This is a genomic window from Nonomuraea turkmeniaca (assembly GCF_005889735.1).
Classification (GTDB): Bacteria; Actinomycetota; Actinomycetes; order Streptosporangiales; family Streptosporangiaceae; genus Nonomuraea; species Nonomuraea turkmeniaca.
In genome coordinates this window covers 36,945-55,967 of sequence record NZ_VCKY01000041.1, presented here as the reverse complement: position 1 = coordinate 55,967, position 19,023 = coordinate 36,945, and the positions used below count along the sequence as shown (strand labels likewise).

Genomic DNA, 19,023 nt, shown 5'->3' with positions numbered 1-19,023 from the left:
GCCCCCGCACGGGTGACGGGCGGCCGCCCGCCGAGGTCGCCCAGCGCGGTCACGCCGAGTACGACCAGGTCACACCGGGTGATGTCGCCGCCGGCCACGCTCGCGCCGACCACGGCACACTCGTCGCGGAACCCGTCCGTCAGCGCGTCCAGCCACGTCACCGGCAGGTCCGCCGGAATCCCGAGCCCGACCACGATGGACGTGGGTGTCGCGCCCATGGCGGCCACGTCCGCGAGGTTCTGCGCGGCTGCCTTACGGCCCACGTCATAACCGCTGGACCAATCCCGGCGAAAATGCCTACCCTCGATCAGCAAATCCGTGGAAACCGCTACGCGCCCGTCAGGCGCGCCGATCACCGCGGCGTCGTCGCCCGGGCCCAGCATCACCGCCGCGCCCTGGGGCAGACGTCCGGTAATACGATTTATCGCTCCGAATTCGCCGAGATCTCCGACTGTGATGACGCACCTCCTGACGCACACAGGGTACGGTGGCCCTTCGGCGTGATCCAATCGCCTGGGAGGACGCAATGGTGCAGGCCTACATCCTTATTCAGACCGAGGTCGGCAAGGCCGCTGCCGTGGCCCATGAGATTTCCGGGATTCCCGGGGTCACTCAGGCGGAAGACGTGACGGGTCCCTATGACGTGATCGTCCGCGCGGAGGCCCGTAACGTCGATGAGCTGGGCAAGCTCGTCGTCGCGCAGATTCAGGCGGTGGACGGGATCACGCGTACTCTTACGTGTCCGATCGTTCACATTTGAGGGCATTCGTCGCATGCGTGCCGCCGCCGTCCTGCTCGTTCTCCTAACGCTCGCCGGTTGCGGCGGCACCATACAGGTCGAGCCGCCCGTGCCGCAGGGCCCGGCGGCAGCCGCCTGCGACAAGCTGGCAACGTTGCTGCCCCAGACGCTCGATGGGGCCCCGCGCGGCACGTCGACGCCGGAGTCGCCGTACGTGGCCGTCTGGGGCGACGGCGTCATCGCGCTGCGCTGTGGTGTGCCCCGGCCGGCCAGGATGGCGCCGACCGACCAGTTGCAGGAGATCGACGGCGTCGGCTGGTTCCCCGATCCCGAAAAGCCCGCGTTGTTCACCGCCGTGACCGACTCCGCCTACGTGGAGGTCACGGTCGGCGGCGAGCACACCGCCGCCGAGGTGCTCGCCGAGCTGTCGAAGCCGATCGGCCAGATCTCCCCCCAGGCCGGCGGCAGCGGCGGGCCCGCGGATTCCACCCTGTTCTACACGCTCTCCCCCCGCTGACCGTCACCGCAGCCCTGGCGACCGGGACAGGGCGAGCTGGATGAGCCGGTCCACCAGCTGCGGGTACGGCATCCCCGTCGCGGCCCAGAGCTGCGGCGCCACGGACAGCGACGTGAACCCCGGCATCGTGTTGATCTCGTTGAAGACCAGGTTGCCCTCGGGCGTGTAGAAGAAGTCCACCCGCGCGAGCCCCTCGCAGTCGAGCGCCTCGAACGCTCGCACGGCCATGGCCCGTAGCTCCTCGGCCGTCTCCGCCGGGATGTCGGCGGGCACGGTCAGCGACATCTGGTCGGGGTAGTACTTCGCCTCGAAGTCGAAGAACTCCTGCCCGCCCTCGACCTTCACCTCTCCGGGCAGCGACGCCGCCGCGGGCTCGTCGCCGAACGACTCCAGCACCGCGCACTCGATCTCGCGCCCTTCAATGGCGGCCTCGATGAGCACCTTGGGATCGTGCTGCCTGGCGAACTCGACGGCCTCCTCCAGCTGCCCTCGGTCGCCGGCCTTGGAGATGCCCTGCGAGGACCCCGCTCTGGCGGGCTTGACGAACACCGGCCAGCCCAGCTCCTCGGCCTCCTTGAGGACGAGCTCGCGGTTGAGCCGCCAGTCCCGGTCGCGTACGACCACGTAGCGGCCTGTCGGCAGCCCCGCGGCGGCCATCACGGTCTTCATGTGGGCCTTGTCCATGCCGACCGCGCTGGCCAGCACGCCAGAGCCGACGTAGCGCACGCCGGCCATCTCCAGCAGCCCCTGGATGGTGCCGTCCTCGGCGAACGGCCCGTGCATCACGGGGAACACCACGTCGACCGAGCCGAGCTCCACGGGGATGCTGCCCGGGTCGTACGCCACCAGCGAACTGCTGCCGGAAGGCAGCGCCAGGGCCGCGCCCGAACTGTCGACGCTCGGCAACTCGCCGCCTTCGATGGCGAACCGCTGGCCGGAAGCGGCCAGCACCCATCTGCCGTCCTGGGCGATCCCGATCGGGATCACCTCGTATTTGCTCCTGTCGATCGCATCCAGCACGCTGCCCGCGCCCATCAGGGACACGGCGTGCTCAGAATTGCGACCTCCGAAAACGACGGCGACGCGTGGCTTGCTCATGGTGTCCGAATCTACCGGGGTGTCCCCGGGACAGCGAGCCAAGCACGCCGCGAGTGAGCACCATCGTCCCGCGAAGGAGTGCGGCGGCATCTGGCGACCGAGCCCGCCTCACGGAGTGAGGCCATGAGCAGGCGAGCGGTATGAACATAGTCAGAGGCCGTAGCGCTCGGGCTTGGGCGATCTCGACATGAGCAGCATGCCCGCCTCTGCCGGGGACATGCCGTCGTGCACGACGCCGACGACGACCTCGGTGATCGGCATTTCCACGTCGTGTTTCCTGGCCAGCGCCAGCACCGACTCGCACGACTTGACGCCCTCGGCGGTCTGCTTGGTGGCGGCGATCACCTCCGCCAGCGTCATGCCACGGCCCAGGTTCTCGCCGAACGTGCGGTTGCGCGACAGCGGCGACGTACAGGTTGCGACCAGGTCGCCCATCCCCGCGAGCCCCGCGAACGTGTGCGCGTCTGCTCCCAGCGCGGCGCCCAGACGGGAGATCTCGGCCAGCCCTCTGGTGATGAGCATGGCGCTGACGTTGTCGCCCATGCCCATGCCCGCGGAGACGCCGACGGCCAGCGCGATGACGTTCTTGACCGCGCCGCCGAGCTCGACGCCGACCACGTCGGGGTTGGTGTAGGGGCGGAACCACGGCGGCAGGTGGCAGATCGCCTGAAGGCGTTCGGCCACGGACAGGTCCGTGCAGGCCACGACCGTGGCGGCGGGCTGACGCTGGGCGATCTCCTTGGCCAGGTTGGGGCCCGAGACCACGGCGACCCGCTCCGCCGGCACCTCGGCCACCTCGCGGATCACCTCGCTCATCCGCTTGGTCGTGCCCAGCTCGATGCCCTTCATCAGGCTGACCAGAACCGCGCCCGGCGGGATGTGCTCGCGCCAGCGGGCCAGGTTGGGCCGCAACTGCTGCGACGGCACGGCCAGCACCACGAACTCCGCCCCGTCCAGCGCCCGCGCCGGGTCCGTGGTGGCCCGCAACGACTCGGGCAGGGGGATGCCGGGCAGGTAGTCGGGGTTCGTGTGGGTACGGTCGATCGCCTCGACCAACTCGCCCCTGCGTCCCCACAGCGTGACCTCGTTGCCGGCCTCCGCCAGGATCATGGCGAACGTGGTGCCCCACGAGCCCGTGCCGAACACCGCCACCTTTGTCATGCCATCACCGCCCGGCGGGATCATACGGGGTCGCGGGGGGTTTCTCGCCACGCAGCTCGGCCAGCTGCTCGGTGATCGCCGCCATGATGTCGGCCGTGGCCTCACGCAGGACGCCGGCGTGCGGCTGCTTGCCCGCGTACTTCGACAGGTCCACCGGAGGACCTACCGTCACGTGGAACGTCTTGCGCGGGAACAACCTCGGCTTCTTCGCCCCGTACGGGAGCAGCTCCTGCGCCCCCCAGTGGGCCACCGGGATGACCGGGGCACCGCTCTCCAGCGCCAGCCGGGCCGCGCCGGTCTTGCCCACCATGGGCCACAGGTCGGGGTCACGGGTGCATGTGCCCTCGGGGTAGAACAGGATCGCGCACCCGTCCTCGAGCCGCTGGGCCGACGCGCGCAGCGACCTGGCGGCCTCGCTGGTGCCGCGGTCGACCGGGATGGCCAGCAGCCCGGTCACGGCCTTGCCCAGGAAGGGCACCTTGAACAGGGCCGACTTGGCGAGGACGACCGGCCAGCGCCCGTTGTTGTAGAGGAAGTGGGACAGCAGGACCGGATCCGTCCAGGAGAGATGGTTGGTCGCGATGATCATGCCGCCGGCGCGGGGGATGCGCTCGCCGTGCCGCCAATCCCGCTTGACCAGGAGCCGGGACAGCGGTTTCACGATGATCACTGCCAAGGTCTCCCAGAAACGCGATGGTCGCGTGGGGCGGCTCATTGGTCTCCTCCTCCGGTATGCGCCCAAGTCTCCCGGTTGGCCGCGCGGGATGTCGAGGCGCGATGCTTACCCTATGAGCATCCGCTGGTCCCTGGTGATCCCGGTGAAGACGCTGGTCGCGGCGAAGACTCGGCTGGCCGCGGCGACGGGACCGCGCCGGACGAAGTTCGCGGTGGCCGTGGCCAGTGACACCGTTGCGGCGGCGCTCGCCTGCCCCCTGGTGGCACGGGTGATCGTGGTGACGGCCGACCCCGCCGCGGCGGGGCCGCTCGCGGCGTTGGGCGCCGACGTGGTGCCCGACCCTGATCGCGGTCTGAACACCGCACTGCGTACGGGCGCCGCCCATGCCGTACGGGTGGCGCCAGGCGACGCGGTGGGCGCGCTCCAGGCGGACCTGCCCGCCCTGCGGCCGGCCGAGCTGGAAGTGGCGCTGGGGGCGGCGGCCGAGTTCGACCAGTCGTTCGTGCCGGACGCGCTCGACGTCGGGACGACCTTCTACGGGGTACGTCCCGGTGTGGCCTTCTCACCGCGGTTCGGCGGGGAGTCGCGGGCCAAGCACCTGGCCGGTGGGGCGAAGGAGTTGTGCGTGCCGGGCATCGACTCGGTCAGACGCGACGTGGACACCCCCGACGACCTGCGGGCGGCCATCGCGCTCGGATTGGGGCCGCACACGGCGGCGGTGGTCGCCGAGCTGTGGGCCGAGTCGTCCTGAGACCGCCACGACTCGTGCCAGTGCCTTGATCGGCCGTCACCGAGCGGTGAAACGCCGGAAGTCGGCCCGCATGCCTCGCGAGGCTGGCGTGCTCGCCGGGCGGGGGCAAACGCTTTAGGCTGGTCTGCGTGCAGGCGACGGTACGCAGCTTCGACGAGGCCACGCGGTCGGGCACGGTCTTCCTGGACGATGGGACCGTGCTGGAGTTCGGCACGTCCGCCTTTGACGCGGGCCCGCTGCGGTTGCTGCGCTCGGGGCAGCGGGTGAACCTGGCGATGTCGGGTGACGAGATCACCTACATCACGCTCTCGACCTTCCCGGTCCCGAACCCGTAGCTCTCACCCGTAGTCCGCGCTTCCTCCCCCGCCCTCACTTCGGTGCAGGTCCCTCATGAGGAGAAGGGCCGATGCGGTGCAGGCCCCTGGGGGAAGGACGGACGCGGTGCAGGTCCCTGGGGAAGGGCGGGCGGCGCGGCCGGGAATGCGGACGCCCGGACCGCGGGGTCCGGGCGTGCTGGTCCGCTGGATTTACTTCTTCTTGCCGACTTTCTTCCCGCCCGCGTTCACCAGCTCCTTGAAATCGGAACCGGGCCGGAACTTGGGCGCCCAACTCTCCGCGACGTTGATTTCCGCGCCGGTGGACGGGTTCCTGGCCGTGCGGGCGGGCTTGTTCACCATCTCGAACGCGCCGAAGCCCGTGATCGAGACCTTGTCGCCGCTCGCCACGGCCTTCTGGATGGCGTCGATGACCGCGTTCACGGCCTCGGTGGCCGTCTTCCTGTCGCCCACCCGGTCCGTGATGGCCTCGACGAGTTCTCGCTTGTTCATGAAAGTCCTGCTCCCCCATTTACGGCTCAGGGTTCCAGCTCACGAGTTCGACGTAGAAACCCCTTACGCGCTTGAAAGTAGGCGGGATCGCGGGGGAACTCAATCACCGAGCGTGTTTTCGTCATTGCGTGGCGTGTCGAGCGCGCTCAAGAAGGCCTCGAGCCGGGCCGAGGCCCTTTCGGGATCGCGCTTGGCCAGGTCGCAGATGGCGAGGTAGCGGCGCGCCTGCCGCTGCTTCTCACTGGCGGGAAGCATGCGGACGCGACGGTGCGCTTCGCGCAACCGCCGCGCCAGTTCGTCGTCTTCTAGACGGTCGTCGGCAGCCATGGCTGCCGACCATTCTCGTACGTGGCGATGTCGTCGGCATGACGCAGGGTCAGCCCGATGTCGTCGAGGCCTTCCATGAGCCGCCAGCGGGTGTAGTCGTCGATCTCGAAAGGCACGACCTCGTCCGCCCAGCGCACCTGGCGTTCGACCAGGTCGACGGTGACCTCCAGCTTGGGGTCCGCCTCGACGGCCGACTGCAGGGCCTCGACCTTGTCGCCGGGCAGGATGACCGGCAGCAGGCCCATCTTGGTGGAGTTGTTGCGGAAGATGTCGCCGAAGCGGGCGGCGATCACGGCGCGGAAGCCGTACTGCTGCAGCGCCCAGACGGCGTGCTCGCGGGAGGAGCCGGTGCCGAAGTCGGGGCCGGAGACGAGGATCGTGCCGCCCTGGTAGGAGGGGTCGTTCAGCACGAACGTCGGGTCCTCGCGCCAGGCGGCGAACAGGCCCTTCTCGAAGCCGGTGCGGCTGACCTGCTTGAGCCAGACGGCCGGGATGATCTGGTCGGTGTCGACGTTGCTGCGGCGCAGCGGCACCGCCGTACCGGTGTGGGTGGTGAAGGCGTCCATGTCCAAACTCCTAGAGGTCTGCATATGGGAAGCGCGTCGGTCAGGCGGCTCGGCCGCCTGACCGCGACCGCGCTAGAGGTCTGCGGGGGCGGTCAGGCGGCCGGTGACGGCGGTCGCGGCGGCGACCTGCGGCGACACCAGGTGAGTACGGCCACCCTTGCCCTGGCGGCCCTCGAAGTTGCGGTTGGAGGTGGAGGCGCTGCGCTCACCGGGCTGGAGCGTGTCGGGGTTCATGCCCAGGCACATCGAGCAGCCGGCCTCACGCCACTCGGCGCCGGCGGCCTTGAACACCTCGTGCAGGCCCTCCTGCTCGGCCTGCAGCTTGACCATCATCGAGCCCGGCACGATCAGCGTGCGGGTCTTCACCTGGCGGCCGCGCAGGATCTCGGCGGCCGAACGCAGGTCCTCGATGCGGCCGTTGGTGCACGAGCCGACGAACACCGTGTCGACCTCGATCTGGCGCAGCGGCGTGCCGGCGGTCAGGCCCATGTACTCCAGCGCCCGCTCGGCGGCCGAACGCGCGACGGGGTCGGAGAAGCTCTCCGGCGAGGGGACGGACTCGCCCAGCGGCAGGCCCTGGCCCGGGTTGGTGCCCCACGTGACGTAAGGGGTCAGCGACGCGGCGTCGATCTCCACGACCTTGTCGAACACGGCGTCGTCGTCGGTGCGCAGCGACTTCCAGTACTCGACGGCCTGGTCCCACGCCTCGCCCTCCGGCGCGTGCGGGCGGCCCTTGAGGTAGGCGAACGTGGTCTCGTCCGGCGCGATCATGCCCGCCCGAGCGCCGGCCTCGATGGACATGTTGCAGACGGTCATGCGGCCCTCCATGGAGAGCTTGCGCACGGCCTCGCCGCGGTATTCGACGATGTAGCCCTGGCCGCCGCCGGTGCCGATCTTGGCGATGATGGCCAGGATCAGGTCCTTGGCGGTGACGCCGGCGGGCAGCTCACCGGAGACCTCGATGGCCATCGTCTTGGGCCGGTACGCGGGCAGCGTCTGGGTGGCCAGCACGTGCTCCACCTCGGAGGTGCCGATGCCGAACGCGATGCCGCCGAACGCACCGTGCGTCGAGGTGTGAGAGTCGCCACACACGATGGTCATGCCCGGCTGGGTCAGGCCGAACTGCGGGCCGATGATGTGCACGACGCCCTGCCCGGCGTCGCCCATCGGATGGAGCCTGACGCCGAACTCGGCGGCGTTCTTCCGCAGCGTCTCGACCTGCGTCTTGGACACCGGGTCGGAGATGGGGCCGAGCACGGTCGGCACGTTGTGGTCCTCGGTGGCAATGGTGAGATCGGGCCTTCGCACCTTCCGGCCGGCGAGACGGAGCCCGTCGAACGCCTGCGGACTGGTCACCTCATGAATGAGGTGCAGGTCGATGTAGAGCAGGTCAGGTTCGCCCTCGGCACGCCTGACGACGTGTTGCTCCCAGACCTTCTCGGCCAGTGTGCGGCCCATGATCTCTCCTCCTTGAGAACTTCCCTCCGACTTGCTTTCTCATATGTCGAGACTGCAGTATCGGTGTATGGACAACTCTAGCGGAGTCGGAGTACTCGACAAGGCGGTTCTTGTACTCAATGCCCTCGAAGCGGGGCCCGCTTCTCTGGCGCAGCTCGTCCAGGCCACCGGCCTGGCCCGTCCCACCGCCCACCGGCTGGCCGTCGCACTCGAGCACCACCGCATCGTGAGCCGTGACACGCAGGGCAGATTCGTGCTCGGCCCGCGGCTGTCGGAGTTGTCCACAGCGGCCGGCGAAGACCGGCTGCTGGCGGTGGCCGCACCCGTGCTGATGCAGCTGAGGGACCTGACGGGAGAGAGTGCGCAACTCTACCGCCGCCAGGGTGACGAGCGGGTCTGTGTGGCGGCGGCGGAGCGGGCGAGTGGCCTGCGTGACACGGTTCCCGTGGGTTCGGCGCTGCCCATGGGCGCCGGCTCGGCGGCACAGATTCTGCTGGCGTGGGAGGAGCCCGACCGGCTGCACCGCGGCCTGCGCGGCGCCAAGTTCACCGCCGCCACGCTGGCCTCCGTACGCCGCCGCGGGTGGGCCCACAGCGTCGGCGAGCGCGAGCAGGGTGTGGCCAGCGTCTCCGCCCCCATCAGGGGCAGCGGCGGCAAGGTGATCGCCGCGGTCTCCGTCTCCGGCCCCATCGAACGGCTGACGCGGGCGCCGGGACGACTGCACGCCGTGCCCGTCATGGCCGCCGCCGAACGCATCACGGAGGCCATGCGCCGCACCTCATGATCAGCAAAAGCATGTATTTGGGGAGCCGACAGCGTCGAGAGCGCACTAGCCTGAGTGCGTGACCGATCGCATCGAGGTAGCCGCCACTGAGCTGCGACCCCTGCTCGAAGAGTTCATCATGTGGGCGCGAGCCAACGCGCCCGACAGCGATCCCGAGCTCGTGGGGCCTGCCGCTCTGTGGCACCGTCTCGCCTTCTCGCAGGATCTCGGCACGTGGAAGCGTGCCGACCTGCGCAACCTGCTGCTCGACCGCATACCCAAGGTGGTGGAGGATCCCGACGCAGCCGCCGACGGGATGCTCCCGGCCGTGGACGCGTACCTGACGTTCCTCTCCCAGACCGGCAGGCTGACCAAGGGCTCCGACTCCCTCGCCGATCTGCAGGCCGAGCTCGACGACGTCGAAGACGAGTTCGTCGATCTCATGGAGGAGTTGCTCGAGGACGCCGAGGGCGACGACGAGGAAGGGGAGACCGGCGACCTCGGCGATTTCGAGCTGTTCGCCGACGAGCTGGCCGAGCTCGACACGATCAGGCTGCGCCCCGACTCGGAGCTGGCCGCGGCCGCCCGCCAGGCGCCGCTGATCGCCAAGGCCCGCGACCTGGCCGTGTGGGTCGGGTCCGGCCGCGGGGTGGGCGAGGACACGCTGCTCTCCGACGCCGAGGTGGAGGAGGCGCTGGCGGCCATCGGGCTGCCCCGGCCGGAGACCGACGGCCCGATCTCCGATGCCGTCCCACAGCTGTGGAACATCTGGAACCTGGCCGTCGACCTGGAGTTCCTGGAGCCGGGTGAGGGCAACACGGTCGGGGTGCAGGACGACACCTCGGAGTGGCCGTTCGACGACGACGAGGACGTGCTCGACGCGTGGATGCTCGGGCTGCACTCGATCGACTACGGCGACCCGGAGCTGGACGACGAGGACCTCACCATGGCCCTGGCGGGCCTGACCCGCGGCGTGCTGGTCAGGCTGCTGCTGGGCGGTGGCTCCCGCGACATCGACGAGCTGGCGCAGGAGCTGGCCGAGGCCGCCGCCGAGCTCGACGAGGAGCTGGGCGCCGACGCGTGGCAGGCGGCGGGCGACCCGCTGGCGCCGCCGATCGACTGGCTCGTCGGCTACGGCATGGCCGAGGTCGAGGGCCGGACGCTCCGCCTCACGCCGCTCGGCACCGAAGGGGTCGTCCACCTGGTGGATGACGCCGACATCGAGGTGGACGCGCGGCCGGCGATCGAGTCCATGAGCGCCCACGAGCTGCTCGCGCTCAGCGCGGAGCTGCCCGAGGAAGAGGCCGACGCGGAGTTCGCGGCCTGGATGCGGCTGCGCGAGCCGGGCAAGGCGGCCGAGGAGCTGCTGGAGGCGGCGGCGGAGGACGAGACCGACGCGCTGATCAGGGTGCAGGCGGCCAGCGTGGTCGGCACCCTTGGGGAGGCGGCGCTCCCGGCCTGGCAGGCGGCGCTCAAGCAGCCCTCGCTGCGTCCGTACGCGGCAACCCATCTGAGCCAGCTGGAGATCGAGGGGGCGCCAGAGCCGACGCAGGACGACACGCACTGGCTGATCCTGGACATGTGGACGATCTCGGCCGGGCTGGGGCGGTCGGAGTTCGTGAGCAGCCTGCAGGACATCGGGCCGGACATGGTCAACAACCTGCTTGAGGTGATCTGGAAGATTCCGCATGCGCATGTGGAGGAGCTGCTGGATCTGATCGCCCAGGTCCATCCGGACAAGCAGGTCGCCAAGGCGGCCCGGCGGGCGCTCTACAAGGCCCGCTCGGCGTAACACCCGCCCCGTCCGGTTCCTCGCGCCCGTCCGGCTCACGCCCGCTGACCGCATGCGGGCCGGCGGCCGTTCGTCGGGCGCGGCCGTCCCTCAGGCGCGCGTTCGTCGGGCGCGGCCGTTCCTCACGCGGCGGCGGCTTACGGTGCGCCGGCCGCCGTCGGACGCCGGCCGCTCATCGGGACGCCTCTCGGTGTGACGTCGGTCCTTCCGCCACGCGCACGCCTCGGACGCCTCGGACGCCTTCGGATGTGACGCCGACCCTTCGCCGCCGCGGCGGCTCGGACGTCGCCCGGTGTGACGTCGATCCCGCGCGGCCCCGGACGCCCCGGATGCCGCACGGGGCTGGGGCCTGCCTGTCGGGTCGCTGAGGGTCGCTGGCCGCTGTTCCCCGCTCGGCGCTGCCGGGCGAGCCGCTTGTCGGTCCTAGAGGCCCGCTCGGCACGGCCCCGCTCGGCACGGCCCCGCTCGGCGCGACCCGCTCAGCGCCCTCGCCTGGTTGCCGCCATGGTCTTGCGTGGCGCTGAGTTCGCAGCTCCTGGCGAGGGCCTTTCGGCCCTCGTGCGCCGCGGTCCGTGGACGGCTTCGTGGGCTTTCTCGCCCTTCGTGGCTGAGGCTCTTCGTCCTTACGGCTTCGCGCGGGCAGGTCCACCCGCCGCACGGGGCCGGGCTCCGTCCAGGGGAACGCTCCTCCGGTTCACGGGGCCGGGCGCCGTTACGTGCGCACAGTGGGCCACCCGCGTGAGAATCGTCACCCGGCGGAAAAGCAAAACGCTCCGGGCCAGGGGCGCCGGAGCGGTGATGCAGACGTAGTCCCGACCGGATTCGAACCGGCGCTACCGCCTTGAGAGGGCGGCGTCCTGGGCCACTAGACGACGGGACCTTCGTGGGCTTGTGACAAGTGGTAGTCCCGACCGGATTCGAACCGGCGCTACCGCCTTGAGAGGGCGGCGTCCTGGGCCACTAGACGACGGGACCCTGTCCACAAGCTGGTGTGCCGGGGGTTCCCCCGGCGACGCAGGTAACTCTACCGCACCCCGCAGACCACAACCAAACCGCTTATCCGGCCATCAGATCCGGTCTGTGGCGGCGGATCCAGTCGCCCATCGGGCCGCTCACCCATTGCGGGTCCAGCTCGCCGAGCGGGATCGTGACCTCCGGGCGGCCCGTGGCGGGTTCCACGGGGACGCGGGCCAGGCGGTCGCGCAGCCAGGCGGGGATGCGGGGCGGCGTGATCCGCTCGCCCCAGCCGACGAGGCCGGTCGAGCGCAGGCCGCCGGTGCGCACCCGTACGGCGCCCAGGCGGCCGATCGTCCGGGGGTTGGCCATCTGGGTGTGCACGACGTCGATCCTGGTGATGTCGGGCCAGCGGAGGCGGACGCGGAAGCCGTACGAGTCGGTCAGCTCCACGCCGTCGGCGGAGAAGCGGACCACGGTGCCCAGGGCGAGGCGGCGGTGCTTGGCGGCGAGCACGGCCACGAGGGCGGCGGTGGCGAGCGCGCCGATCACCATGCCGAGCGCGGTGTTGCCCGTCAAGATCGCGCTAAGGAGGAGGCAGATCGCGAAGTAGAGCACGAGAGGGGCGAAGAACGGGGCCGCGAAACGCGGGAAGCCGCCCGCGCGCATCCGGAACTCATCCATGGGCGGTCAGGATGCCACGGCGGTAGGCCTCGCTCACGGCTGCGGCCCGGTCACGGACGTCGAGTTTGGCGTAGATGTGCAGCAGGTGCGTCTTGACGCTCGCCTCGCTGATGAACAGCGTGGCCGCCGCCTCCCTGTTGGTCGCTCCCCCGGCCACCAGACGGAGCACCTCCAGCTCGCGCTTGCTCAGCGTGCCCCTGGAGGGTCTGCGCACCTGCTCGGCCAGCCGGCCGGCCACGGCGGGCGCGAGCACGGTCTCGCCGCGGTGGGTGGCCAGGACGGCGCGGACCAGCTCTTCCGGCGGGGCGTCCTTCAGCAGGTAGCCGCTGGCGCCCGCCTCCAGCGCGGGCAGGACGTCGGTGTCGAACGTGGTCAGCACCAGAACTCGCGGCCCGGTGCCGCTGAGCCGGCGGATGGCGGCGACCCCGTCCATGCCGGGCATGCGCAGGTCCATGAGGACGACGTCGGGCCGGAGCTCGGCGGCCAGGCGCACCGCCTGCTCGCCGTCGGCCGCCTCGCCGACGATCTCGAGGTCGGGATCGCCGCCGAGGGCGGCGCGCAGGCCGTCGCGCACGATCGGGTGGTCGTCGGCGATCAGCAGCCGCACCGTCATGGGTCCCCCTTCCCGATGGTCATCGTCTCATTGATCACGCCGGCCGCTCCGTCGGCGGGGATGGGGGAACGGACGAGGGCATGGCGGGGACGGTCGCGGCGATGGTCGTGCCGTGGCCGGGCTCCGTCTCGATCTCCAAGGTGCCGCCCACGCCGCGGACGCGTTGGCGCATCCCGTCCAGGCCGAAGCCGTCAGCGGGCTTCTGCGGGTCGAAACCGGCACCTTCATCACGGATGTCGAGAAGGAGAAGTTCGTCGGTGTACGAGAGGGTGAGGGCCGTCCTGGAGGCTTTGGCGTGCTTGGCGATGTTCGCAAGGGCCTCCTGGGCGACGCGGAAGAGGGTGGTCTCCACGTCGGCGGACAGGGCGACGGGTGTGCCGGTGACGTCGAAGACGAGGTCCACGCCTGACGCTCGCGACCAGGACTCGGCCATGCGGCCGAGCGCCTCGGGCAGCCGCGCGTGCTCCAGCGGCTCGGGGCGGAGGGCTTGTACGGACCTGCGGGCCTCGGCCAGGCCGCGGCGGGCCAGCTCCGCCGCCTGGTCGAGGTGCCGGGTGCGGGCCGTGTCCTGGGTGGTGCGGGCGGCGGCGTCGATCTGGCCGATGACGGCGACGAGGTCCTGCGCCACCGTGTCGTGGATCTCGCCGGCCACGCGGTGCCGCTCATCGAGCACGCCGGCCCTTCTGGCCTGGTCGAGGAGACTGGCGTGCAGGTCGGCGTTCTCGGCCATGGCGGCGCGCAGGCGTTCGACCAGGCGGCGGCGCTTGTCGTGCTCGGCGGAGACGTACCAGCCGGCCAGAATCAGCGGCATGGCGACGCCGGCGATCACGGTGAGCAAGGTGGTGTGGTCCCCGGGGCCAGCCTGGGCGGCCACGCTGACGACGGCGGTGAGGGTCACGCCGGCCATGACGAGCCGGGCGGGGAGCAGAGCGATGGCGAGCGGGTAGCCGATCGAGGCGAACACGACGAAGGCGGGGCTCACGGCCGCGAGCGCGCCGGCGAGGACGAGGAGGACGAGGTAGTAGGCGACGACGAGCCCGCGGTGGGCGTCGCGACGCGGGTGGAGCCAGGCGATGGGAGTCAGCCAGACCGCGGCGACAGCGGCGAGCGCGGGCCAGGGCGGAAGGCCCGCGACGCCGGCGGATGCCCCGGCGGTCTCGGGATCGGCCGGCCCGGTCGTCGCGGGGTCGCCTGAACCAGCCGGCCAGGTGGTGATCAGCTCGGCCAGCCGGCTCAGCGTGGACGGGCCGCCCCCGTCGAGGAAGGCGGCCGCGATCGCGGAGGCCGCGAGCAGCACATAGGCGAGTCCCAGATACACCCAGCGCTCGCGGCCGTCGAGCCGGCTCATGGGGTCCAGCCTGGCACGTATCGACCGATCGGTGGATACGTGGCATCCACCGCACGTCGCCCCGCATGGGCGATGTGGATCCCGGCTGAGCCGGGCGAACATCACCTCATGAGCGATGTGACACGGAGAACCATGTTCCAGCTGACCGCCGTCGCGGGCGCCAGCGCCACTGTCCCGGCCGCGGCCAAGCGGAAGGAGGTGACCACGTACGTGTTCGTGACCGGCTCGAACGGCGTGGCCACCGGCGACAACGAGCTGACGCTGCGCGGCCACCGCACCGTGGGGGTGAACCTGCCGGGGCACGGCCCCGAGGAGCAGTTCCACCACGCCTACCAGGCGCCGCAGGACCTGGCGAAGCTGGCCACGATCCCCTCGCCCATGGCGGGCGTGACGCTGGACGACTACGTGGAGGCCACGGTGGACGTGGTGCGCAAGGTGTCCAGGTACGGCCCGGTCATCCTGGTGGGCGGCAGCCTGGGCGGCTCGACGATCACCAAGGTGGCCGACGAGGTGCCCGACCTGATCGACCGGCTGGTGTACGTCTCGGCCTACTGCTGTACGAATCTGCGCTCACCGGCGGAGTATCTGGAGACGCCGGAGGGCAGGACGACCCTGGGGGGCGCGATTCTGTCGGGCATCGTCGGTGACCCGCGGGTGCTGAAGGCGGTGCGTGTCAACTGGCGGACGAACGACAGGACGTTCCTGGACGCGGCCAAGGCGGCCTTCATGGCCGAGGGAACCGACGGCGAATTCCTCGCCATGCTCAACTCGTCCCTGCCGGACGAGAGCCTCCAGGTGTCCAGCGCCGACGCGCGGGGACGCAAGAAGGCTTGGGGGCGGGTGCCCCGGGTGTACATCCGGCACAGCAAGGATCGGGTGATCCCGCTCGCGCTCCAGGATCGGATGATCAAGGAGGCGGACGCGGCGACGCCAGGCAACCGGTTCAAGGTCTTCACGGTGGAGACGTCCCATGCGCCGACGCCGAAGGCCTATCGGCACGTGACCGACATCCTTGATGGACTGGCACAATAAAAAACGGACGTCTCCTATGAGACATCCGTTCACTGCTGGGGTACCAGGACTCGAACCTAGACTAACTGAACCAGAATCAGTCGTGCTGCCAATTACACCATACCCCACCGCTGCGAACCCCTCGGAGCGCGCTTGGCGACGTCCGAAAGAATAGCCCAGCTAGGGGGCTAAGACCAAAACGATTGACGGATGGGCGCTCCGCCGCGCACGGGACCGGCCCCGGCGTGCCAAGCTGAGGGGGACAAAACACCACGTGGAGGAGCCCGAGCGTTGGCCGAGAATCCGTTCTTCGCCCCTAGCACCCTGCCGTACGAGCTGCCGCCTTTCGCCGACATCCGCGAGGAGCACTACCTCCCCGCGTTCCGTCGCGGCATGGCCGAGCAGCTGGCCGAGGTCGACGCGATCGCAGGCAGCGCAGAGCCGCCGGCCTTCGGCAACACGATCGCCGCGCTCGAGAGATCGGGGCGGATCCTCGACCGCACGGCCACGGTCTTCTTCAGCATCGCCGCGTCCAACACCAGCGACGGCATCATGGAGATCGAGAAGGAGATCTCTCCGGAGCTGACCAGGCACGCCGACGCGATCCACCTCAACCGGGCCCTGTGGGCCCGCATCAAGCAGGTCACCACGGAGGACCCGGAGGAGGCCTGGCTGCTGGAGAAGTACCGCGACGACTTCATCAGGGCCGGCGCCGACCTGTCGGAGTCCGAGCAGGACCGGCTGCGCCAGCTCAACGAGGAGCTGTCGAAGCTCTCGACCGAGTTCGCGCAGAGCCTGCTGAAGGCGTCGACGGAGTCGGCGCTGGTGGTCGAGGACCCCAAGGAGCTCGACGGGTTCGACGAGGCCAGGATCGAGTCGCTGCGCAAGGACGACGGCACGTACGTCCTCCCGCTGCTCAACTTCACCGCCCAGCCAGGCCTTGCCTCGCTGACCAACCGCGACGTGCGCCGCAGGCTCTACGAGCTGAGCGTCGGCCGGGCGCCGGGCAACTTCGAGGTGGCCGCCAGGATGGCGACGTTGCGGGCCGAGCGGGCGGCGATGCTCGGCTTCCCCAACCACGCCGCGTACTCGGTGGCGGACCAGACGGCCAAGACCGTGGAGGCGGTCGAGGAGATGCTCGGCCAGCTCGTCGGGCCGGCCGTGCGGAACGCCGGGCGGGAGGCCGAGGAGCTGACCGCGCAGGCCGGGTTCGACATCGAGCCGTGGGACTGGCCCTACTACTCGGAGAAGGTGCGCGAGGCGCGCTACGACTTCGACGCCGACGCGATGCGGCCGTACTTCGAGCTCAACCGCGTCTACCGGGACGGGATCTTCTTCGCGGCGACCAAGCTGTACGGGATCACCTTCACCGAGCGGCCGGACCTGGGTGGCTATCACCCGGACGTGACGGTGTTCGAGGTGTTCGAGGAGGACGGGAACCGGCTGGGGCTGTTCGTGCTCGACCCCTACGCCAGGCCGACCAAGCGCGGCGGGGCGTGGATGAACAACCTGGTCGACCAGTCCTTCCTGTTCGGGCTGCGGCCGGTGGTCATGAACAACCTCAACGTCACCAAGCCCGCCTCGGGGCCGACGCTGCTGACGTACGACGAGGTGAACACGGCCTTCCACGAGTTCGGCCATGCGCTGCACGGGCTCTTCTCGCAGGTGCGCTTCCCGCGCGTCTCCGGCACCAGCGTGCCGCGTGACTTCGTCGAGTACCCCTCGCAGGTCAACGAGATGTGGGTGACCTGGCCCGAGGTCCTGGCCAACTACGCCAAGCACCACGAGACGGGCGAGCCGATGCCGGCCGAGCTGGTGGAGAAGCTGACGGCGGCCGAGAAGTTCAATCAGGGCTTCAAGACCGTCGAATACCTGGCCGCCACGCTGCTCGACTGGGCCTGGCACAAGCTGGCGCCCGGCGAGACGGTGGCCGACGCCGAGGCGTTCGAGGCGGCGGCGCTGGAGGCCGCCCAGATCGCCGTGCCGCAGGTCAGGCCGCGTTACCGGACCAACTACTTCGCGCACGTCTTCGCCTCGACGGGCGGCTACAGCGCCGGTTACTACTCCTACATCTGGAGCGAGGTGCTGGACGCGGAGAGCGTGGAGTGGTTCAAGGAGAACGGCGGCCTGACCAGGGCGAACGGCGACCACTTCCGCCGCGAGCTGCTCTCACGCGGCGGCAGCCTCGACCCGCTGACCGCCTTCCGCAACTTCCGTGGGCGCGAGCCGAGCATCGATCCGCTGCTCAAGCGGCGCGGTCTGGACTGAACATCGCGGCGTGTTCGGCGGCCCACTGCGCGAACGTGCGCGGTGGGCCGCCCCGTGACCTGCTCGACGGTGGGCGTGACCTGCGAAGCCGTCGCGGGAGACTACGTTCCTGAATTGAGCCGCGTCAGGGCGGCGCGCAGCCGGTCCACGGTCCGCTCGCGGCCGAGCACCTCGATCGACTCGAACAGCGGCAGGCCCACCGAGCGGCCGGTGACCGCCACGCGCACCGGCGCCTGGGCCTTGCCGAGCTTGAGCCCGTGGATGGCGCCGACCTCCTCCAGAGCCTCCTTGAGCGACTCCGGGTCCCAGCTCACCGCCTCCAGGCGCTCGAGGTAGCCGGTGATGATCTCCACCGGGGCGTTCTTCATCGCCTTGTCCCAGGACGCCTGGTCGAACACCGGCTCCTCGAGGAAGAGGAAGTCGACGTTCTGCCGGATCTCCGACAAGACCGCGATGCGGGTCTGGGCCAGGACCGCGACCTTGCTGAACAGCTCGCGGTCCCAGGACGGTTCGAGGAAGGGCGCGCAGCGCTCCTCGAACGTCTCCAGCGGCAGCGCCCGGATGTACTCGCCGTTGAACGCGCGCAGCTTCTTCTCGTCGAAGAACGCGCCGGCGGAGTTGACGTCCTCCAGCCTGAACAGCGGCACCATCTCCGACCACGGCATGATCTCGCGGTCCTCGCCGGGGCCCCAGCCGAGCAGCATGAGGTAGTTGACCATGGCCTCGGCCAGGTAACCCTCCTCGCGGTAGGCCTCCAGCGCCACCTTGTCACGGCGCTTGGACAACTTTTTGCGCTGCTCGTTGACGATCACCGGCAGGTGTGCCCAGACCGGCGGTGTCGCGCCCAGGGCGGGCCAGAGCAGCATCTGCTTGGCCGCGTTGCCGAGGTGCTCCTCGCCACGGACGACGTGGGTGATGTTCTGGGTGATGTCGTCGACCGCGTTGGCCAGCACGTAGAGCGGCGAGCCGTCGCCGCGGGCGATGACGAAGTCCTCCTGCGCCTCGTTGGGGAACTCCACGTTGCCGCGGATGAGGTCCGCCACCACGGTGACGCCCTCGTCGGGGGTGCGGAAGCGCGCCGCGCCCTCGGTCAGCCCGCGGTCACGGCAGTAGCCGTCGTAGCCCTTGTGCTCGGAGCCGGTGCGGGCGACGAGCGCGTCGCGCGTGCAGTCGCAGTAGTAGGCCCGGCCGTCGGCCAGCAGCTTGGCCACCGCCTCGCGGTGCTGCGGCTCGTAGGCCGACTGGAAGTAGGGGCCCTCGAACACCGGGTTGGAGCCGTTGACGCCGATCCAGTCCAGCGCGGAGATGATGCCCTCGGTCCACTCCGGACGGTTGCGCGACGCGTCGGTGTCCTCGATGCGCAGGACGAAGCGGCCGCCGGACTGTTCGGCCAGCGCCCAGTTGAACAGCGCCGTGCGAGCGCCGCCGACGTGGAACATGCCGGTTGGGGACGGGGCGAATCGCACCCGT

The 19,023-nt window shown here is 70.3% G+C and carries 20 protein-coding genes and 3 tRNA genes; 8 read left to right on the top strand and 15 right to left on the bottom strand.

The window, feature by feature from the left end:
- Positions 1 to 383 (bottom strand): AIR synthase related protein (locus ETD86_RS14910; RefSeq protein WP_246147909.1); only part of this gene is annotated, 383 nt, incomplete at its 3' end.
- A gap of 143 nt (positions 384 to 526) precedes the next feature.
- Here ETD86_RS14910 and ETD86_RS14905 point away from each other — a divergent pair.
- Positions 527 to 760 carry an Lrp/AsnC family transcriptional regulator gene (locus ETD86_RS14905; RefSeq protein WP_138666743.1) on the top strand — a complete coding sequence of 78 codons (234 nt, stop codon included), beginning with the start codon at positions 527 to 529 and terminating at the stop codon, positions 758 to 760.
- A gap of 13 nt (positions 761 to 773) precedes the next feature.
- Positions 774 to 1,256: a DUF3515 domain-containing protein gene (locus ETD86_RS14900; protein ID WP_138666742.1), complete on the top strand. Its 483-nt coding sequence runs from the start codon at positions 774 to 776 to the stop codon at positions 1,254 to 1,256.
- Between the two features lie 3 nt (positions 1,257 to 1,259).
- On the opposite strand, the gene ETD86_RS14895 is transcribed toward ETD86_RS14900, so the two are convergent.
- From ETD86_RS14895 to ETD86_RS14885, 3 genes are all read right to left on the bottom strand, one after another.
- Positions 1,260 to 2,354, bottom strand: a complete 1,095-nt coding sequence (locus ETD86_RS14895; protein ID WP_138666741.1) for a D-alanine--D-alanine ligase family protein — start codon at positions 2,352 to 2,354, stop codon at positions 1,260 to 1,262.
- A gap of 150 nt (positions 2,355 to 2,504) precedes the next feature.
- Positions 2,505 to 3,515 (bottom strand): NAD(P)H-dependent glycerol-3-phosphate dehydrogenase, encoded by a 1,011-nt coding sequence (locus tag ETD86_RS14890; RefSeq protein ID WP_138666740.1) that lies wholly within the window; start codon positions 3,513 to 3,515, stop codon positions 2,505 to 2,507.
- A gap of 4 nt (positions 3,516 to 3,519) precedes the next feature.
- Positions 3,520 to 4,230, bottom strand: coding sequence for a lysophospholipid acyltransferase family protein (locus ETD86_RS14885; RefSeq protein ID WP_138666739.1), 711 nt, complete (start codon positions 4,228 to 4,230; stop codon positions 3,520 to 3,522).
- A 73-nt stretch (positions 4,231 to 4,303) separates the two neighbouring features.
- On the opposite strand from ETD86_RS14885, the gene cofC reads away from it, so the two are divergent.
- Both cofC and ETD86_RS14875 read left to right on the top strand, forming a co-directional pair.
- Positions 4,304 to 4,942, top strand: a complete 639-nt coding sequence (gene cofC / locus ETD86_RS14880; protein ID WP_138666738.1) for a 2-phospho-L-lactate guanylyltransferase — start codon at positions 4,304 to 4,306, stop codon at positions 4,940 to 4,942.
- Between the two features lie 128 nt (positions 4,943 to 5,070).
- The gene (locus ETD86_RS14875; protein WP_138666737.1) at positions 5,071 to 5,277 is read left to right on the top strand and encodes a hypothetical protein; all 207 of its coding nucleotides are present in this window, start codon (positions 5,071 to 5,073) and stop codon (positions 5,275 to 5,277) included.
- 192 nt (positions 5,278 to 5,469) lie between these two features.
- On the opposite strand, the gene ETD86_RS14870 is transcribed toward ETD86_RS14875, so the two are convergent.
- The 4 genes from ETD86_RS14870 to leuC form a co-directional block, all read right to left on the bottom strand.
- The gene (locus ETD86_RS14870; protein ID WP_138666736.1) at positions 5,470 to 5,769 is read right to left on the bottom strand and encodes an HU family DNA-binding protein; all 300 of its coding nucleotides are present in this window, start codon (positions 5,767 to 5,769) and stop codon (positions 5,470 to 5,472) included.
- Positions 5,770 to 5,868: 99 nt separating this feature from the next.
- Positions 5,869 to 6,096, bottom strand: coding sequence for an SCO5555 family protein (locus tag ETD86_RS14865; protein ID WP_138666735.1), 228 nt, complete (start codon positions 6,094 to 6,096; stop codon positions 5,869 to 5,871).
- Complete coding sequence (gene leuD / locus ETD86_RS14860) at positions 6,075 to 6,662, bottom strand: 3-isopropylmalate dehydratase small subunit (RefSeq protein WP_138666734.1); 588 nt, start codon at positions 6,660 to 6,662, stop codon at positions 6,075 to 6,077. The genes ETD86_RS14865 and leuD overlap by 22 nt, the downstream gene beginning before the upstream one ends.
- A gap of 72 nt (positions 6,663 to 6,734) precedes the next feature.
- Positions 6,735 to 8,120: a 3-isopropylmalate dehydratase large subunit gene (gene leuC / locus ETD86_RS14855; protein ID WP_138666733.1), complete on the bottom strand. Its 1,386-nt coding sequence runs from the start codon at positions 8,118 to 8,120 to the stop codon at positions 6,735 to 6,737.
- Between the two features lie 67 nt (positions 8,121 to 8,187).
- Here leuC and ETD86_RS14850 point away from each other — a divergent pair, with 67 nt between their 5' ends.
- A complete protein-coding gene (locus tag ETD86_RS14850; protein ID WP_138666732.1) occupies positions 8,188 to 8,904 on the top strand; it encodes an IclR family transcriptional regulator in 717 nt (238 codons plus the stop codon).
- 58 nt (positions 8,905 to 8,962) lie between these two features.
- The gene (locus ETD86_RS14845; RefSeq protein WP_138666731.1) at positions 8,963 to 10,675 is read left to right on the top strand and encodes a hypothetical protein; all 1,713 of its coding nucleotides are present in this window, start codon (positions 8,963 to 8,965) and stop codon (positions 10,673 to 10,675) included.
- Between the two features lie 807 nt (positions 10,676 to 11,482).
- On the opposite strand, the gene ETD86_RS14840 is transcribed toward ETD86_RS14845, so the two are convergent.
- The 5 genes from ETD86_RS14840 to ETD86_RS14820 all read right to left on the bottom strand — a co-directional run bounded on the left by ETD86_RS14840 (position 11,483) and on the right by ETD86_RS14820 (position 14,274).
- Positions 11,483 to 11,555 (bottom strand) — tRNA-Glu (locus ETD86_RS14840).
- Positions 11,556 to 11,574: 19 nt separating this feature from the next.
- Positions 11,575 to 11,650 (bottom strand) — tRNA-Glu (locus tag ETD86_RS14835).
- Positions 11,651 to 11,731: 81 nt separating this feature from the next.
- Positions 11,732 to 12,313, bottom strand: a complete 582-nt coding sequence (locus ETD86_RS14830; protein WP_138666730.1) for a hypothetical protein — start codon at positions 12,311 to 12,313, stop codon at positions 11,732 to 11,734.
- Positions 12,306 to 12,926 (bottom strand): response regulator, encoded by a 621-nt coding sequence (locus tag ETD86_RS14825; protein WP_138666729.1) that lies wholly within the window; start codon positions 12,924 to 12,926, stop codon positions 12,306 to 12,308. Before ETD86_RS14825 ends, ETD86_RS14830 begins: the two co-directional genes overlap by 8 nt.
- Positions 12,927 to 12,960: 34 nt before the next feature.
- On the bottom strand, positions 12,961 to 14,274 hold the full coding sequence (locus ETD86_RS14820; protein WP_138666728.1) for a sensor histidine kinase: 1,314 nt from the start codon (positions 14,272 to 14,274) through the stop codon (positions 12,961 to 12,963).
- Between the two features lie 108 nt (positions 14,275 to 14,382).
- Between ETD86_RS14820 and ETD86_RS14815 the strand changes: the two genes are divergently transcribed.
- Positions 14,383 to 15,306 carry an alpha/beta hydrolase gene (locus ETD86_RS14815; RefSeq protein ID WP_246147908.1) on the top strand — a complete coding sequence of 308 codons (924 nt, stop codon included), beginning with the start codon at positions 14,383 to 14,385 and terminating at the stop codon, positions 15,304 to 15,306.
- 35 nt (positions 15,307 to 15,341) lie between these two features.
- Here the strand turns inward: ETD86_RS14815 and ETD86_RS14810 are convergent.
- A tRNA-Gln gene (locus ETD86_RS14810) sits at positions 15,342 to 15,413 on the bottom strand.
- Between the two features lie 163 nt (positions 15,414 to 15,576).
- On the opposite strand from ETD86_RS14810, the gene ETD86_RS14805 reads away from it, so the two are divergent.
- Entirely contained in the window at positions 15,577 to 17,553 is a 1,977-nt protein-coding gene (locus ETD86_RS14805; protein WP_138666727.1) for a M3 family metallopeptidase, read from the top strand.
- Positions 17,554 to 17,654: 101 nt separating this feature from the next.
- Here the strand turns inward: ETD86_RS14805 and gltX are convergent, their stop codons facing one another.
- Positions 17,655 to 18,992 carry a glutamate--tRNA ligase gene (gltX, locus tag ETD86_RS14800; protein WP_246147911.1) on the bottom strand — a complete coding sequence of 446 codons (1,338 nt, stop codon included), beginning with the start codon at positions 18,990 to 18,992 and terminating at the stop codon, positions 17,655 to 17,657.
- Positions 18,993 to 19,023: the final 31 nt, after the last annotated feature.

Coding starts and splice junctions, on each gene's coding strand:
- ETD86_RS14905 (WP_138666743.1), top strand. CDS start 527: ATGGTGCAGGCCTACATCCTTATTCAGACCGAGGTCGGCAAGGCCGCT.
- ETD86_RS14900 (WP_138666742.1), top strand. CDS start 774: ATGCGTGCCGCCGCCGTCCTGCTCGTTCTCCTAACGCTCGCCGGTTGC.
- ETD86_RS14895 (WP_138666741.1), bottom strand. CDS start 2,354: ATGAGCAAGCCACGCGTCGCCGTCGTTTTCGGAGGTCGCAATTCTGAG.
- ETD86_RS14890 (WP_138666740.1), bottom strand. CDS start 3,515: ATGACAAAGGTGGCGGTGTTCGGCACGGGCTCGTGGGGCACCACGTTC.
- ETD86_RS14885 (WP_138666739.1), bottom strand. CDS start 4,230: ATGAGCCGCCCCACGCGACCATCGCGTTTCTGGGAGACCTTGGCAGTG.
- cofC (WP_138666738.1), top strand. CDS start 4,304: ATGAGCATCCGCTGGTCCCTGGTGATCCCGGTGAAGACGCTGGTCGCG.
- ETD86_RS14870 (WP_138666736.1), bottom strand. CDS start 5,769: ATGAACAAGCGAGAACTCGTCGAGGCCATCACGGACCGGGTGGGCGAC.
- ETD86_RS14865 (WP_138666735.1), bottom strand. CDS start 6,096: ATGGCTGCCGACGACCGTCTAGAAGACGACGAACTGGCGCGGCGGTTG.
- leuD (WP_138666734.1), bottom strand. CDS start 6,662: ATGGACGCCTTCACCACCCACACCGGTACGGCGGTGCCGCTGCGCCGC.
- leuC (WP_138666733.1), bottom strand. CDS start 8,120: ATGGGCCGCACACTGGCCGAGAAGGTCTGGGAGCAACACGTCGTCAGG.
- ETD86_RS14850 (WP_138666732.1), top strand. CDS start 8,188: ATGGACAACTCTAGCGGAGTCGGAGTACTCGACAAGGCGGTTCTTGTA.
- ETD86_RS14830 (WP_138666730.1), bottom strand. CDS start 12,313: ATGGATGAGTTCCGGATGCGCGCGGGCGGCTTCCCGCGTTTCGCGGCC.
- ETD86_RS14825 (WP_138666729.1), bottom strand. CDS start 12,926: ATGACGGTGCGGCTGCTGATCGCCGACGACCACCCGATCGTGCGCGAC.
- ETD86_RS14820 (WP_138666728.1), bottom strand. CDS start 14,274: ATGAGCCGGCTCGACGGCCGCGAGCGCTGGGTGTATCTGGGACTCGCC.
- ETD86_RS14815 (WP_246147908.1), top strand. CDS start 14,383: ATGAGCGATGTGACACGGAGAACCATGTTCCAGCTGACCGCCGTCGCG.
- gltX (WP_246147911.1), bottom strand. CDS start 18,992: ATGTTCCACGTCGGCGGCGCTCGCACGGCGCTGTTCAACTGGGCGCTG.